Consider the following 14288-nt stretch of genomic DNA (forward strand, 5'->3'; position numbering starts at 1 on the left):
GATGAAAGATATCAATGAGTGCCGTGAACGCCTGCGCGGTATTTTCAACATTACCGTCACCCCGTTCGACGCCAGCGGCGCGATCAACTACCCGGCGTTGCGTGAAAACATCGAACGCGTGATTGGTCTGGGCTATGACGGCCTGCTGATTGGCGGCACCTACGGCGAGTTCCCGGTAATGACCGTCGAAGAACGCCGCGAACTGTTTCATGAAGTGATGGCCTGCGTGGATGACCGCGTGGCGGTGATGCTATGCAGCGCCAGTTCCGATCCGCGCGACGCCCGCGAGCTGACCGTTCTGGCAAGCGAGCTGGGTGGCCTGCCGATGGTCACCGCGCCCTTTGTTAGCGAAATCACTGACGAACAGATCGTCAGCTACTTCAATGAGATGGCACCGTTATCTAAAACCGGCATTCTGGTGTACAACGCGCCGGGTATCGGCATTACCCTCTCCCCGGCGCTGCTGGAACGGCTGGCAGAGATCCCGAACGTGGTCGGCATCAAACAGGGCGATCTCAACCCCACCGCCATCGACCAGATTGCCAACCGCCTGCGCGGGCGTTTGCGTTTGTTCTGCGCCTCCGATCTGGCTTTCCTCGGACCGATGATGGCCGGGTTTGATGGCATCAGCACGACCAACAGCGGCGCGCTGCCGGAGCTGATCGTCAATACCTTCCGCGCCGTGGAACAGGGCGATGCCGCCACCGCCCGCGATTTGCATCAGCTGTGGTACGCGTATCGAGCGCTGGCGCGCAAATACGGGCAGCCACAGCTGGTGAAAGCGGCGATGGCGCTGCGCGGCTTTAACGGCGGCACCGTACGCGCACCGTTAAAACCGATCGGCGACGCGGCGCTGGCAGAGCTGACCCGCGTCATGCAGGCGCTTGCCAGCGATCGTCGCAGCGGAGTTACGCTGGCGCGTTAAGCGCCGCCTGTAGGAAGGCGACGAACAGCGGATGGGGCGCATCCGGGCGGGACATCAGTTCCGGATGCCCCTGAACTCCGTGCCAGAACGGCAGCTCAGGCTGGGAAACGGCCTCCACTATACCGTCGCTTTGCGCGCTCACGCGGACCCCGCCGGGAGACAGCGCTGGCAATAAGTCGGGGTTAAAGCAGTAGCGATGGTTGTAGTGCATTTCGCGGATATCGCCGGGGATAAGCCCCGAGGAAAAAGGAAATACGCCGCAGCGGTGACGGCCATCGGCAAAGGGAACAAAGCTGTGCAGAGCTTCATCGGGGGCGACTTCCGCGGGAATGGCCGATTCGAAACCCGGGCTACGGCGCACGGCTGCGGTCATCATGCTCTGCATTCCCAGGCACAGCCCCAGCGTTGGCTGACCGCGGGTAAGCGTATCTTCCGCCACGCGAATTTGTCCGTTGACCGCCGCCATGGACGAACCGCCTGGCAGCACTACGCCCTGGAAGAGGTGAAGTTCGTGTAACCCAGCGGACAGACTGACCGGCGCGAAGAAATGGACATCAAGGTTCAGCCCCAGGGACGCCGCCGCATCGCCCAGTGAGCCGAGCGTGGCGGGATAGACCAGACGGTGATCCGCCTCGCGGCCAATCAACGCGATGCGCAAGGACGCGCCGGCAGACGACGACACGCCGCTATCCCAGCGGCCATAGCGGTCGGCGGTGAGATCTAACAGCGTGTGTTGCCCGTCGCTTAGCGTCAGGCGATGGCGGCTGTCATCGCTGTAAAGCCGCTGGCCCGGCAGGTCGGCGATAAGCGACGCCTGCGAGGACGCCAGCACAATGACGACGTCTGATGACGGCAGGCGGGCGATATCGTGCACCTCTTCACGCAGCGTATCGCTGCGCCAGAGGCCGCTGGTCACGCAGTACCCTGCACGAATAACGTGCTGGTGGCTATCGGGCACATCCCCGGCGAAGTTGGGGCGAAGGCTCCATAGGGGCAACCCAAGACGATTGGCCCACAGGCTGGCGGTGATACCGTAGCGGGCGGGGGCGGAGCTGTTATCGAGAATATAGATCGGTGACACGCCGAGTTTCCTGCTGATGTTGGGTACCTAATTGTATTAATTGAATCATTAGATACAAAAGAGGATTTATGAATAACAGTCAAATCGCCCGTCGTATGCGATCCGTACGGCCTTCTCCAACCGCGGCCATTTCTGACCAGGTACGGGTACTGGAAGCCGCAGGCAAGCAGGTCATCAACCTGGGCGAAGGGGAACTGGATTTTGCTACCCCGCCCCATATTAGCTATGCGGGCATTGAAGCTATCGTACATCACCAGACTAAGTATACCGCCGTTTCCGGCACCGCAGCGTTAAAGTCGGCGATTGCCGCCAAGTTCGCGCGCGACAACCAGCTGCACTACCGCCCGGAGGAGATCATCGCCGGGAGCGGCGCCAAGCAGCTCATTTTCAATGCCTTTCTGGCAACCCTGGACGTCGGGCAGCAGGTGATTATTCCCGCCCCCTACTGGGTCTCCTACCCGGATATGGTCTCTCTGGCCGACGGTGAACCGGTGATTGTGCCCTGTGATGAACAACACGGCTGGAAGCTGACGCCGGAACAACTGGCCGCAGCCCTCACCCCGTCAACGCGCTGGTTGATCCTCAATTCGCCGGGCAACCCGACCGGGGCGATTTACAGCGAACCGGAGCTGCGCGCGCTGGCAGACGTGCTGGCGGACTACCCGCAGGTGCTGGTGATGGCCGACGACATTTATGAGCCGCTGCGTTACGACAATACCCCGTTCACCACGTTTGCTCAGGCCGCGCCGCAGCTGGTTTCGCGCACGCTGACGGTGAACGGCGTGTCCAAAAGCCACGCCATGACCGGCTGGCGTCTGGGCTATGCGGGTGGGCCGCAGTGGCTGATTGCCGCCATGCAGATCCTGCAATCACAAAGCACGTCCAATCCCAGCAGTATTTCACAGGCGGCGGCGGTCGCGGCCCTTAACCATTCGGCGGATTTCTTCGACGGCTGGCTGCACAGGTTGGATAAACGTCGCCAGCAGGTTCTGGGGATGATTGCCGCCACCGAGGGCCTGAGCGCTGGCATCCCCCAGGGCGCATTCTATGTCTTTGCCAACTGCCAGCAGCTTATTGGGCGGGTGACCCCTGGCGGCGAAACCCTCTACGACGACAGCGGGCTGGCGAACTGGCTGTTAGAACACACTCAGGTGGCCGTGTTACACGGGTCCGCGTTCGGCATGCCGGGGTATTTACGTATTGCCTACGCGGTAGAAGAAGGGCTGCTGACGCTGGCCTGTCAGCGGATTGCCGAAGCCTGCGCGCAGCTGCGTTAGGGACAGGTTGAGGCAGCGTTTACCTACGCGGGCGCTGCATCAACGCTTAATCTGGATAATGGCGCAACAGAAAGCGTATAAAACGAAAAACCCCGAGCTATTTAATAGCTCGGGGTTTATATTTGGCGGAAGCGTAGAGATTCGAACTCTAGAACCCTTTCGGGTCGCCGGTTTTCAAGACCGGTGCCTTCAACCGCTCGGCCACGCTTCCAATGAGGCGCACTATAAACACCTCTGTTCCGGCTGTAAAGCACCAATTTATTCAACTGCCTTAAAATTAAACAAAAACTCGTTATTCGTCTGAAATTCAGGCAGTTTGCGCAGATTTTCAGCGCAAACTGCCCTCTGCGGGTTAATGTTTTTTGATATACATATCTTTGCTGTAGTAATACCCCAGCTTATCCGGCGTAAATCCGCCTACCCATGGCTTGACCAGATGGGTGCGCACATAGTGGTAGACCGGAATCGCCGGGACATCCTGCCCTAACAAATCCTCCGCCTGCTGGTAGAACTTGCCCCGCGCCATCGTGTCAGAAGCTTTTGCCGCATTGCGCAGCGCCTCATCGTAGGCCGGGTTGCTGTATTGGCTGGTATTTTCACTGTCGCCGGTGCGGAAGTTGTTGAGAAACGTCGCTGCATCGTCGTAGTCAGCGATCCACGCGTAGCGCACGGCGTCAAAATTATGCGTATGCATGGTGTCGAGCATGGTCTTCCACTCCTGGTTTTGCAGCTTCGCCTCCACGCCAAGATTCTTTTTCCACATCGAGCTGGCGGCTATGGCAATTCGCTGGTGAGATTCGGATGTGTTATAGAGCAGATTAAAGACCAGCGGGTGTGACTCGTTATACCCGGCCTCGCTCAGCAGCTTTTTCGCCTCGGCGATACGCTTATCGCGCGGCCAGTTGGCGTACTCGGGATTGTGCAGCTCTACCCCGCCGATGTCAGGCTGGCTGATAAGCCAGGCCGGACGCTGTCCCTGCCCCAGCACCTTCTCCGCGATAATGTCTTTATCGAGAGCCATATTGAGCGCCCGTCGTACGCGGGAGTCGTTAAACGGCGGCCGGGTGGTGTTGAATTCGTAATAGTAGGTGGCCAGCTGCGGTGAAACATCCAGCTGATCGCCCATGGTTTTTTTGAGCTGGGCAAACTGATTAATCGGCACCGTATACACGATGTCGATCTCTCCCGCCTTATAGCGGTTGACGTCGGCGGTTTCAGAACTTATCGGCAGGTAGGTCACCTTATTGATGACCGTATGCGCGTTATCCCAGTAGCGCGGATTGCGCTCGGCCACAATGCGCTCATTCACCACCCACTGCGACAGCTTATAGGGCCCGCTGGTCACCATATGCTCCGGTTTGGTCCACTTGTCGCCGTAGCGCGATATCAGCACTTTATCGAGCGGAACCAGAGACGGGTGCGCCAACATCGCCAAAAACGCGGCATTCGGCTGAGTTAAGGTCACCACAAGGGTGGCATCATCCAGCGCCTTGACGCCCAGCGTCTCGGGCGCTTTTTTGCCCTGCGCTATCTCTGCGCCGTTGACGATATGCATATTGCCGGGGTAGCTCGCGTAAGGGGACGCAGTAAGCGGCGACACCAGACGCTGCCAGCTCCAGACGATATCCTGCGCCGTAATCGCCGTACCGTCGGACCAGGTCACTCCGGGGCGCAGGTGGAACGTCCAGACGGTGTTGTCTTTATTCTCCCACTTCTCCGCCAGCCGGGGCTCAATCTCTCCTGTTGGCGATACGCTGACCAGCCCCTCGAAAAGATCGCTGATAATGTTGTTTTCAACGTCGCTTTCCACTTTATGCGGATCCAGCGATGACGGCTCGCTGCCGTTATTTCTGACCAGCTCCTGCTTCTCGGCCAGCACCGTTCCCGGCGGCACCTGAGCGGCCAGCGTCGGAATAGCCATGGAGAACAGGCCGATGGTCAGTAGTACGCGTGTGATGTGATTATATTTTTGTGATTTCATATCCCTTGCCTTTGTTACGCTTCGTTTGTACCCTCTCCAGAGTTAGCCGCAGAATGGATATAACGCAATATTTTTCAGTGAGTTATCAGATTTCGATCTGACTTCCGAAGGCGAACAAACAAACATACTGTGTATTTTTGTTTTTCTGGAATTAAATGCTGCATTCAGCCCGTAGCCCTTGAGTAAAGATGGGTAAAAGCACTATGGCTTCGGCCTTGATTTTTTTATGCTTCGTTATTAATTACATCTGTCATAAGAGAGTGACTCATGGATCGTATCATTACATCGTCGCGTGACCGTTCATCGCTGCTTAGCACGCACAAAGTTCTGCGGAACACCTATTTCCTGCTTAGCCTGACGCTGGCATTTTCGGCCATTACGGCGACGGCCAGCACCGTGTTGATGCTGCCTTCTCCGGGTCTGATTCTGACGCTGGTCGGTATGTACGGCCTGATGTTCCTGACCTATAAAACGGCGAATAAGCCAACGGGTATCATTTCCGCGTTCGCCTTTACCGGTTTTCTGGGCTATATCCTGGGGCCAATGCTTAACGCCTACCTGTCTGCGGGCATGGGAGACTTAATCGGCCTGGCGCTGGGCGGTACCGCACTGGTGTTCTTCTGCTGCTCGGCCTACGTGCTGACCACCCGTAAAGATATGTCCTTCCTCGGCGGCATGCTGATGGCGGGCGTGGTGGTCGTGCTGATCGGTATGGTCGCCAACATTTTCCTGCAGCTGCCGGCCCTGCATCTGGCCATCAGCGCGGTGTTTATCCTCATCTCTTCAGGCGCGATTCTGTTTGAGACCAGCAATATCATCCGCGGCGGTGAAACCAACTACATCCGCGCGACCGTTAGCCTGTACGTCTCGCTGTACAACATCTTCGTCAGCCTGCTGAGCATCCTTGGCTTCGCCAGCAGAGACTAATTCTCTCCCCCGGTTGTTCTGAGGCCCCGCTTATGCGGGGCCTTATTTTTTGCTACACTGCCGCCATTTTCAGCGGTATGTGAAGAATCATGTTTATCTTTGACGGTAATGAAATAGAGACCGATAGCGAAGGCTATCTGAAGGACACAACCCAGTGGAACGAAGCGATGGCGGCCGTTATCGCCGAGCAGGAGGGCATCAGCCTTTCCGTTGAACACTGGGAAGTGGTGCGCTTTGTGCGCGACTTTTATCTGGAATTCAACACCTCACCGGCGATTCGTATGCTGGTGAAGGCGATGGCGAACAAGTTCGGCGAAGAAAAAGGCAACAGCCGCTATCTCTACCGCCTGTTTCCGAAAGGCCCGGCTAAGCAGGCGACAAAAATCGCCGGTCTGCCCAAGCCGGTAAAGTGCATCTAATACAAAATGGCGAATTTTTGCCACTCTCTGGTGGGCTGATGGGGCTCGGTCAGAACCCTGTCAACTCGAGCGCTGCGCGGCCCGCCGGCTTTCAGCCAGGCGATAAGCTTCTCCACCTGTTCAGCCTCTCCGCAGGCCAGCACTTCCACGCCGCCGTCGTCGAGATTGCGTGCGTATCCGGTTAATCCAAGCTGCAGCGCCTCGCGCTGGGTCGAATAGCGAAACCCGACGCCCTGAACGGAGCCGTATACCCACGCCATCGTGCAAACCGTTGCCATATTCTCTCTCCTTTCCGGACAATGACTCACTACAGAGGATAGCAAATTCCGTCAGCGTACATGCTTAGGTAATAATCCATAGTGCTGGCGAAAACGGGCGCTAAAGCGCGAGCCTGACAGGTAGCCGCTGCTTTGCGCAATGTCGCCAATAGGTCGCGACGTCGACTGTAATTGCCCCAGCGCGTAGGCCATACGGACCTCTTCCACGATCTGGCGGAAACTGCGGGACTCCAGCTGCAAACGGCGGCGCAGCGTCGACTCCCCCAGAAACAGCATCTTAGCCACTTTCGCTACGCTCCACGCATCGCCAGGCGACAGCATAATAATTTGCCTGACCTGGCCGGTTATGTCTTCGCGCCGTTCGTTGAGCAGCGGTCCGGCGTATCCGGCCTGATACAGCGCCAGCAGCAGTCCCATTGCCTGATGATGCTGCAGTTCGCCGCTGAGCCCCTCCCGTACCGCCTGCAGCACGCTTTGCCACATAAACGACAGTTCCGCCCCCAGCGGCGCGCAAAGCGACGTCAGGCGGCCAGCCTGCGGTTCGCTCATATAGCGATTCTTAAAATCCGCCAGCAGTTCCGGAGTTAATGAGAGCAGATCGGAGCAAAACAGTCCGTTTTCCGGCTGATTAATCACCTCGAGCTCAACCTCGGCGGGCAAAATAATCAGCTGCTGCGGCGTTGCCAGCATCTCGCTGACGCCCTGTACAATCACTTTGCTGCCGCGGTTTACCCGGCAGATCGCAGGTGAGAACAGCGTGACGCGGTGCAATTTGCATAATCGTCGGGTGGTAATTTCCGCCGCCGTTAACGCGTTATGGTGAAAATTGATGTTCCGCATCAGGCTGCCCTTATTTTATCTTCCGGCCATCGCCGTTATCTGCGCGCTGGCGATGGCATGGCTATGCAACATAAAACCGACTAACGCCCCGCTGGCGTCGCCATCAATGGGCAGCGTCGGGGTATCCAGCGCCCATACCGTAAAGCGGTAGCGATGCGGTTTATCCCCGGCCGGCGGACACGCACCGCCAAAGCCCGCATAGCCAAAGTCATTGCGCCCCTGTACCGCCCCGGCAGGCAGTTTAGCGTTATTTTTGTCTCCGGCGCCAGCGGCTATGCTTGTCACCTGTTGGGCAATATTCACCACCGTCCAGTGCCACCAGCCGCTCCCGGTCGGCGCATCAGGATCGTAAGCGGTCACCGCGAAACTGCGGGTCCCTGCCGGGGCATTTTGCCAGGCGATTTGCGGTGAGATATTGCCGCCGGTGCAGCCAAAACCGCCAAACCAGTGCGTCTGCGCCAGCGTCTGGCCGTCGCGCATATCCGCGCTGCTGACGCTAAACGGCGCGGCAATCGCCGTTCCACTTATCATGACCATTATCGCGGCAGCGAATTTCAATCCTGTTTTCATCGTATTTTCCTCCGTCAGGTGAGGAAATACTGTAAGATCCCGGCGTGATTTTTATTGTGCCAAAGCGCCTGCGTTTTGTGCCGAAACGCTCACCTGTCGATACCGGTGGAATGGTGCTTGCCTCAGCCACTTGTGCTAACCTACGCGCCATTTTTTCGGTGCCGACATTCCCGTTGCTTAAAGGTAGCCCCATGACAGACTCCATTTTCCCCCGCTTAGTGTTAACCAAAGGACGCGAGAAATCCCTGCTGCGTCGCCATCCGTGGATTTTCTCCGGCGCCGTCGCCCGGATGGAAGGTAAAGCCCGTTCAGGTGAGACCATCGATATCGTTGATTCGCAGGGAAAATGGCTGGCCCGCGGCGCCTATTCGCCGTCTTCGCAGATCCGCGCCCGCGTCTGGAGCTTCGATCGCGATGAAGCCATTGATAACGCCTTTTTTGAGCGTCGTCTTCAGCAGGCGCAAACCTGGCGCGAGTGGCTGGCGGCACGCGACGGGCTTGATAGCTATCGCCTGATAGCCGGTGAATCCGACGGTCTGCCGGGCGTGACCATCGACCGTTTTGGCGACTTTTTTGTTCTGCAGCTGCTGAGCGCCGGTGCCGAATACCAGCGGGCGTCGATTGTTAGCGCGCTGCAAACGCTGTTCCCGAACTGCGCTATCTACGATCGTAGCGACGTTGCGGTGCGTAAAAAAGAGGGGCTGGAGCTGGCGCAGGGGCCGGTTGTCGGCGAGCTGCCGCCTGCCCTGCTGCCGATTACCGAGCACGGTATGCAGCTGCTGGTAGACATTCAGGGCGGCCATAAAACCGGCTATTACCTTGACCAGCGCGACAGCCGTCTGGCGACGCGTCGCTACGTCGCCGATAAGCGCGTGCTGAACTGCTTCTCCTATACCGGCGGTTTTGCCATCTCCGCGCTGATGGGCGGCTGCCGCCAGGTTGTCAGCGTTGATACCTCCCAGGAGGCGCTGGACGTCGCCAGACAGAACGTTGAGCTGAATAAGCTGGATCTGTCAAAAGCGGAGTTCATCCGCGACGACGTCTTCAAGCTGCTGCGTAAATATCGCGACGCCGGGGAAAAGTTCGATGTTATCGTAATGGATCCGCCGAAGTTTGTGGAAAATAAAAGCCAGCTGATGGGCGCCTGCCGCGGCTATAAGGACATCAACATGCTGGCGATTCAGCTGTTGAATCCCGGCGGCGTACTGCTGACCTTCTCCTGTTCCGGCCTGATGACTACCGATTTATTTCAGAAAATCGTTGCCGATGCCGCCCTGGATGCCGGACGTGATGTACAATTTATAGAACAGTTCCGCCAGGCTGCCGATCATCCGGTGATAGCAACCTACCCGGAAGGGCTGTATCTGAAAGGGTTTGCTTGCCGCATCATGTAACTTGAAAAATGGAGAATCGGCCCGCATATAGCAGGTAATCATGTCTCCCGGGAGGTGCTTATGATAGCCAGCAAATTCGGTATCGGCCAACAAGTTCGCCACACGCTTCTGGGCTACCTGGGCGTGATCGTCGATGTCGATCCAGAGTACTCGCTCACGGAGCCGGAAGAGGACGAGATCGCCGCTAACGACGAACTGCGTCTTGCGCCCTGGTACCACGTGGTGATGGAGGACGATGATGGCCAGCCGATTCACACTTATCTTGCAGAAGCGCAGCTAAGCAGCGAGCCCAGCGACGAACACCCTGAACAACCTTCAATGGATGAGCTGGCGAGAACGATCCGTCAGCAGCTTCAGGCTCCAAGGCTGCGTAACTGATCTAAAAACCCGCGCTGCGGGTTTTTTATTACCTGTCATTTTATTACGGTATCTGCCAGGGCCTGGCAAATCAGACTGTTGAACTGTCCGTCACGCTGCTGTTTCTCAGTCCAGCGGGTATTAGCCAGCTTCATTTCGCGGGAAATACCTGCACTGCTTTGCGCTAACTGTTGAAAAAATGGCCGCAGCATCTCTCCCCCTGGCAGCGACTGGAGTTTAAACACCGGGCTGCCATCAACATAGCGATATGCCAGCACCTTATTCGGCAAGATTATCGCCGGGAAAGCGTGCTGTGCGTAGCTAGCCCAGAAGGCCGCCGCATTATAGCCACGAGAAAAGTTACTCTCGCAAGCAGGAAGTTCAGCTGACGGCGCGATTCTTTTCTCAGCGGGTCTGAAGGCATTTTCCATCCAGCGCGCCATACCCTCCAGGTACCATTTCTGTTTAAAAACCGCGTAACCATACTGGTATAAATGGAATAATTCATGGGCTGGCGTAACGTTGCGCGCGGGTTGCAGCCCGGCGTTGAGGACAATTTTTAAGCCGCAGGGCAGCGCCGTTCCATCGCTCATCGTTTCTGCCGCCACGCGATCGAAGGCCAGGCCATGACCTTTAGGTAGCGCCAGCAGATAGAGGTTAATCTGTCGGGCCTGGGCATAAATTTTCTGCCGTAGCGGCGAGCGCAGGCCCAGCAGCGAGGTGTAGAGATATTGCGCCGCCTGTAGCTGACGACCAATATCTTTTATGACGTCCGGCACGCCATCGCCGGTACTATCCTGCGGATATCGCAGGGCATCTTTGCCCTGCAGGCTGTAGTAAATGTGAAAGTCATCCACCACGTGCGTTTTTTCCAGGCGGTGCTCATGAAGCAGGGAGCCGGGAACGCAGCGCGAAACCTGCACGATATCGCTGGCCAACAGCGGCGAACTGCAGCAGGACGCCAGCAGCAGCGTGATGACTCGCCTCATCGCCGCTCCAGGGGGCCGGGCAAAGGGAAAAGGCGCTGATGGTTATCCAACCTTAGCCGCCTGATGACGCTTTTTTTCCAGCCCGCTCGCCTGCTCCGTTCCGGTATCCAGCAGACGTTCGCTTGCCTGCCGCCACGCCGCCCAGCGTCCGGCGATCGCGCTGGCGTAGTAACGTTGCGCGTTGCGCAGCGCGGCCTGCTGCATACTTTGCTGTAGCGTCTGGTCGGAGATGACCTTGATCATCGCCGCCGCCAGCGCGTCCTCATCGCCGCATGGCACCAGAATTCCCGCCTGCCGGTCCTGCAGGATGTCGCGCGGGCCATATTTAATGGCGAAGCTAATTAACGGCGTACCGTATGCCATCGCCTCGACGGCGGAAATGGACTGCCCCTCCTGAGTCGAACAAAGCACCGTGCAGCAGGCCGTCTTGTGTGCCAGCGCGATGTCGGAGGTGAAACCGTTGATATGGATCGCATGCTCCAGCCCCCACTCCGCGACCTGCGCGCTTAAGCCGCGTCGCAGCGGCCCTACCCCATAAGTGTGCAGCTGCGCGTCAGGGATCGCCTTCACGACCTGACGAAACGCGCTCAGCAGTAAAGCGTGCTGTTTCTCTTCCGAGTAGCGCGCCAGGTAAATGACCGTTTGCGAAGGCGTCTTCTGCGGATTCGCCGGTATAGCGCCGTTATCAAGATGGTTGGGGATCACCGCCATCCGGGCGGCCGGAAATCCCTCCTGCTGCAGGTCCTGCCACTGTTCATCAGTCAGGACAATCAGCTGGTCTACGAGTTCCGGCTGTTCCAGGATATGCCGGTATGAGCTTTTCAGCGCCCCGTTAGACAACTGATGATGGGAGTGAATAATCGCGCTCAGCGTGCATGCCATACGCTGGGCGGGCCGTGAGCAGACGAAGCTTTTCCACGTTTTATTTTTATCGACGATAAAGTGCCAGCGCCCTTTTTCCGCCAGCCGGGTTTCCAGCATCCACGCATAAAACGCCTCTTCCTGAGCAAAGCGTTTGACCTCCCCTCCCGCCAGAGCGATTTCAAGATGGCTTAGCTGCACGTTGCCTTTTTTTTCGTCAAAGCTTTTGCGCAGCAGAATATTGCCGGCGCGATCAATATAGTCTTCGATGATTCTCCCCTGCGGACGCAGCAGGAAGTTGTGTTTACCCACCGGTAGATCCGCGGTGGGATTCACGGCATGCCTGAGCTCGATATTGCCCACCAGCGGCGCCAGCGCAGAGATCGCATTCATCTCAAGACAATCGCTTAGCCACGTATACAGGTTATAAACCGGCACCTCTTCGGGCAGTGCGCCGCGGGCTTTCAGCGCCTTAACCGCCGTGGAGAGTTCGGGATTCCACGTCGCGGTAATCAGCCAGGGTACGGTGCCCAGATGTTCGGTGAACAGCTTCGCCCTGCGCATGGCCGCCACCTCAATACCGTTGCCGACGTCACGCAGGGTCTCCAGCAGAAACACGGGGGTCGCGCTATTCGCCGGCGGCGCGTCGTCCTGCTGGAGCGGCGGCTTTTTTGCCGCTAAATGGTATTTCTGGTAGGCGATAAAGCCGGAAAGATAGTGCTCGACGTCATCGATTCGCACGCGGTAGCTGTGATGGCGAATAAAGAAGCTGTTGACGATCCGCGCGGGATTTTTAAAGAACATCGCCAGCTCGGGCCAGAAAAAGCCGTTCAGCAGATAGCGGGCGCGGGCCTCCAGCGCCTGCCAGAACTTCTGCTGGTCAAAATCCGCCAGCAGATGGCGATGCTCGGGCGAGGCGTCCAGGCGGGTCACCATTTCAGACGCCGCCATCATTAATTCCAGCAGCGTGGGATAGGTGGTGACGCGATGCAGCACGAAATCAAGATGATCGCGCACGTTGTTCAGGCCAAAGCGAAAGTACTTCTCTTGCGGGCGAAAGCGGGTTAATTCATTCACGCAGTAGCTCAGCCAGTGGTCGTGATGCTGCCAGTGTTTATTTTTAATGAAATAGGCGAAGGCTTTTTCCACCATCTCCAGCCACTGCGGCGCGTTGGTCAGGCCGTACAGGCGCATCAGGGCAAAAGCCGCTTCGCCATCGTAATAAATGATGCGGAATTTGGCTTTTAGCGACAGATCGCGGCTATTTAATACATGAACAAACTGGCCGCTGAGCGGATCCTGCATAAAGGCAATGCCGGTCGCCAACTGCGCCATCAGCGGCAGATATTGCCGGTCTCCGGTCGTTTCGGTGTATTTCACCAGCGCCAGGATGCTGACGGCGTTGCCGCCGAGCTTGATCTCATCGCCCACGTCGCAGAGAAACGCCGCCTCGCGGCCATCGTCCAGCGTCCGTACTTCAATCAGCGTGTTAACCAGGTACGCAATCGCGCGGTCTATCGCCTGACGAACCGACGACTGACGCGTCGCCTCCCAGCCCTCGATCAGCGAATAGGTCGAGCTGGCATGGCGCAGCGCGTTATAGGAGCGGACCGGACGATCGAAACAGGGAAACCAGCCATAATGGTAGAGGCCATCTTGCTTTACCTGACGGGCCAGATAATCGGTGCCTTTTTTAATCACCTCGGCGAGGCACTCGTCCTGCCACTCTTCCCCAATGACGCGATAGCCGGAACCCCGTCCGGTATGTTCAATCACTTTTGTCCCAAAACGATCGCAGAAGACGCCCTGGGTTTTAAAACGCCAGAGCGGCTGCTGCGGATCTTGCGGCCAGCTCAGCGTCTGCTTAAACCGCCGCTGGGCATAGTTTTCCAGATTGACGCTATTCGGCGCCACGACGCCGTTATCCCCGTCGTAGAGCAGCGCGTTACCGGTAATTTCCTGCTCAAGCATTGCGCAATTAAACTGCGGATCAAACGCAAGGCCAAAGCGAAAATAGTTACGCTTGGTGACCATGAATTTTTCGTTGAGGGATTGCCAGCTGAGCTTTTCAACGCTGTCCACGAGGTCAATCCGTAACCACTGCGGTTCGCTGTCCTGTTTTTTACGCCACTCCTGTAGCGCTCTGGCCCCTGCCAGCCACGCGAGATCGAAGCTGGTTCCGCTGGAGATATGAGTATGCGCGCGTGATTTTCCATCGCTGACGCTAAAGAAAATGACCCATGCCGGATAGTCAGAGGGCAATACGGTGGATTTTAATTTTTTCGCCTGAAAGCAGGCTTGTTGCAGTAAGTCACTTAGCGCCATCTTTCCCTCTCCGTTTATTCAAGAATGCGTTGAATGTTTAAAAATTATTATCAGAGACTGCAAA

Annotated in this window: 13 protein-coding genes and 1 tRNA gene; 6 read left to right on the forward strand and 8 right to left on the reverse strand. The window is 57.3% G+C overall.

What is annotated here, in order from left to right:
• Position 1 precedes the first annotated feature (1 nt).
• Positions 2 to 925: a dihydrodipicolinate synthase family protein gene (locus K7H21_RS17800; protein WP_142480728.1), complete on the forward strand. Its 924-nt coding sequence runs from the start codon at positions 2 to 4 to the stop codon at positions 923 to 925.
• On the opposite strand, the gene K7H21_RS17805 is transcribed toward K7H21_RS17800, so the two are convergent.
• Positions 909 to 2006, reverse strand: coding sequence for a glutamine amidotransferase-related protein (locus tag K7H21_RS17805; RefSeq protein WP_139529375.1), 1098 nt, complete (start codon positions 2004 to 2006; stop codon positions 909 to 911). The genes K7H21_RS17800 and K7H21_RS17805 overlap by 17 nt on opposite strands.
• A gap of 68 nt (positions 2007 to 2074) precedes the next feature.
• Between K7H21_RS17805 and K7H21_RS17810 the strand changes: the two genes are divergently transcribed.
• The gene (locus K7H21_RS17810; RefSeq protein ID WP_142480727.1) at positions 2075 to 3283 is read left to right on the forward strand and encodes a pyridoxal phosphate-dependent aminotransferase; all 1209 of its coding nucleotides are present in this window, start codon (positions 2075 to 2077) and stop codon (positions 3281 to 3283) included.
• A 123-nt stretch (positions 3284 to 3406) separates the two neighbouring features.
• On the opposite strand, the gene K7H21_RS17815 is transcribed toward K7H21_RS17810, so the two are convergent.
• Positions 3407 to 3494 (reverse strand) — tRNA-Ser (locus tag K7H21_RS17815).
• Positions 3495 to 3635: 141 nt separating this feature from the next.
• A complete protein-coding gene (locus K7H21_RS17820; RefSeq protein ID WP_087828862.1) occupies positions 3636 to 5264 on the reverse strand; it encodes an ABC transporter substrate-binding protein in 1629 nt (542 codons plus the stop codon).
• 267 nt (positions 5265 to 5531) lie between these two features.
• Here K7H21_RS17820 and yccA point away from each other — a divergent pair, with 267 nt between their 5' ends.
• Positions 5532 to 6191: an FtsH protease modulator YccA gene (yccA, locus tag K7H21_RS17825; protein WP_004100829.1), complete on the forward strand. Its 660-nt coding sequence runs from the start codon at positions 5532 to 5534 to the stop codon at positions 6189 to 6191.
• A gap of 89 nt (positions 6192 to 6280) precedes the next feature.
• Positions 6281 to 6610, forward strand: coding sequence for a sulfurtransferase TusE (gene tusE / locus K7H21_RS17830; protein WP_004131058.1), 330 nt, complete (start codon positions 6281 to 6283; stop codon positions 6608 to 6610).
• On the opposite strand, the gene yccX is transcribed toward tusE, so the two are convergent.
• From yccX to K7H21_RS17845, 3 genes are read right to left on the reverse strand one after another with little or no spacing between them, the layout of a single operon-like run.
• A complete protein-coding gene (yccX, locus tag K7H21_RS17835; protein WP_004131057.1) occupies positions 6607 to 6888 on the reverse strand; it encodes an acylphosphatase in 282 nt (93 codons plus the stop codon). The two genes, tusE and yccX, sit on opposite strands and share 4 nt — an antisense overlap.
• A 51-nt stretch (positions 6889 to 6939) precedes the next feature.
• Positions 6940 to 7728 carry a helix-turn-helix transcriptional regulator gene (locus tag K7H21_RS17840; RefSeq protein WP_004131056.1) on the reverse strand — a complete coding sequence of 263 codons (789 nt, stop codon included), beginning with the start codon at positions 7726 to 7728 and terminating at the stop codon, positions 6940 to 6942.
• 15 nt (positions 7729 to 7743) lie between these two features.
• On the reverse strand, positions 7744 to 8298 hold the full coding sequence (locus tag K7H21_RS17845) for a YbhB/YbcL family Raf kinase inhibitor-like protein (protein ID WP_004131055.1): 555 nt from the start codon (positions 8296 to 8298) through the stop codon (positions 7744 to 7746).
• Positions 8299 to 8489: 191 nt separating this feature from the next.
• Here K7H21_RS17845 and rlmI point away from each other — a divergent pair, with 191 nt between their 5' ends.
• Complete coding sequence (gene rlmI, locus K7H21_RS17850) at positions 8490 to 9692, forward strand: 23S rRNA (cytosine(1962)-C(5))-methyltransferase RlmI (protein WP_004131054.1); 1203 nt, start codon at positions 8490 to 8492, stop codon at positions 9690 to 9692.
• A gap of 60 nt (positions 9693 to 9752) precedes the next feature.
• On the forward strand, positions 9753 to 10070 hold the full coding sequence (gene hspQ, locus K7H21_RS17855; RefSeq protein ID WP_004131053.1) for a heat shock protein HspQ: 318 nt from the start codon (positions 9753 to 9755) through the stop codon (positions 10068 to 10070).
• Between the two features lie 35 nt (positions 10071 to 10105).
• Here the strand turns inward: hspQ and K7H21_RS17860 are convergent, their stop codons facing one another.
• Positions 10106 to 11038, reverse strand: coding sequence for a hypothetical protein (locus tag K7H21_RS17860; RefSeq protein ID WP_004131052.1), 933 nt, complete (start codon positions 11036 to 11038; stop codon positions 10106 to 10108).
• A 42-nt stretch (positions 11039 to 11080) separates the two neighbouring features.
• Positions 11081 to 14224, reverse strand: a complete 3144-nt coding sequence (locus tag K7H21_RS17865) for a glycosyltransferase (RefSeq protein ID WP_112165318.1) — start codon at positions 14222 to 14224, stop codon at positions 11081 to 11083.
• Positions 14225 to 14288 lie beyond the last annotated feature (64 nt).

It is taken from the genome of Klebsiella sp. CTHL.F3a (assembly GCF_019890895.1).
Classification (GTDB): Bacteria; Pseudomonadota; Gammaproteobacteria; order Enterobacterales; family Enterobacteriaceae; genus Klebsiella; species Klebsiella grimontii.

Bases quoted from the DNA above. Each gene is read 5' to 3' on its own strand.
- K7H21_RS17800 (WP_142480728.1), top strand. From the start codon at position 2: ATGAAAGATATCAATGAGTGCCGTGAACGCCTGCGCGGTATTTTCAAC.
- K7H21_RS17810 (WP_142480727.1), top strand. From the start codon at position 2,075: ATGAATAACAGTCAAATCGCCCGTCGTATGCGATCCGTACGGCCTTCT.
- K7H21_RS17820 (WP_087828862.1), bottom strand. From the start codon at position 5,264: ATGAAATCACAAAAATATAATCACATCACACGCGTACTACTGACCATC.
- yccA (WP_004100829.1), top strand. From the start codon at position 5,532: ATGGATCGTATCATTACATCGTCGCGTGACCGTTCATCGCTGCTTAGC.
- tusE (WP_004131058.1), top strand. From the start codon at position 6,281: ATGTTTATCTTTGACGGTAATGAAATAGAGACCGATAGCGAAGGCTAT.
- yccX (WP_004131057.1), bottom strand. From the start codon at position 6,888: ATGGCAACGGTTTGCACGATGGCGTGGGTATACGGCTCCGTTCAGGGC.
- K7H21_RS17840 (WP_004131056.1), bottom strand. From the start codon at position 7,728: ATGCGGAACATCAATTTTCACCATAACGCGTTAACGGCGGCGGAAATT.
- K7H21_RS17845 (WP_004131055.1), bottom strand. From the start codon at position 8,298: ATGAAAACAGGATTGAAATTCGCTGCCGCGATAATGGTCATGATAAGT.
- rlmI (WP_004131054.1), top strand. From the start codon at position 8,490: ATGACAGACTCCATTTTCCCCCGCTTAGTGTTAACCAAAGGACGCGAG.
- hspQ (WP_004131053.1), top strand. From the start codon at position 9,753: ATGATAGCCAGCAAATTCGGTATCGGCCAACAAGTTCGCCACACGCTT.
- K7H21_RS17860 (WP_004131052.1), bottom strand. From the start codon at position 11,038: ATGAGGCGAGTCATCACGCTGCTGCTGGCGTCCTGCTGCAGTTCGCCG.
- K7H21_RS17865 (WP_112165318.1), bottom strand. From the start codon at position 14,224: ATGGCGCTAAGTGACTTACTGCAACAAGCCTGCTTTCAGGCGAAAAAA.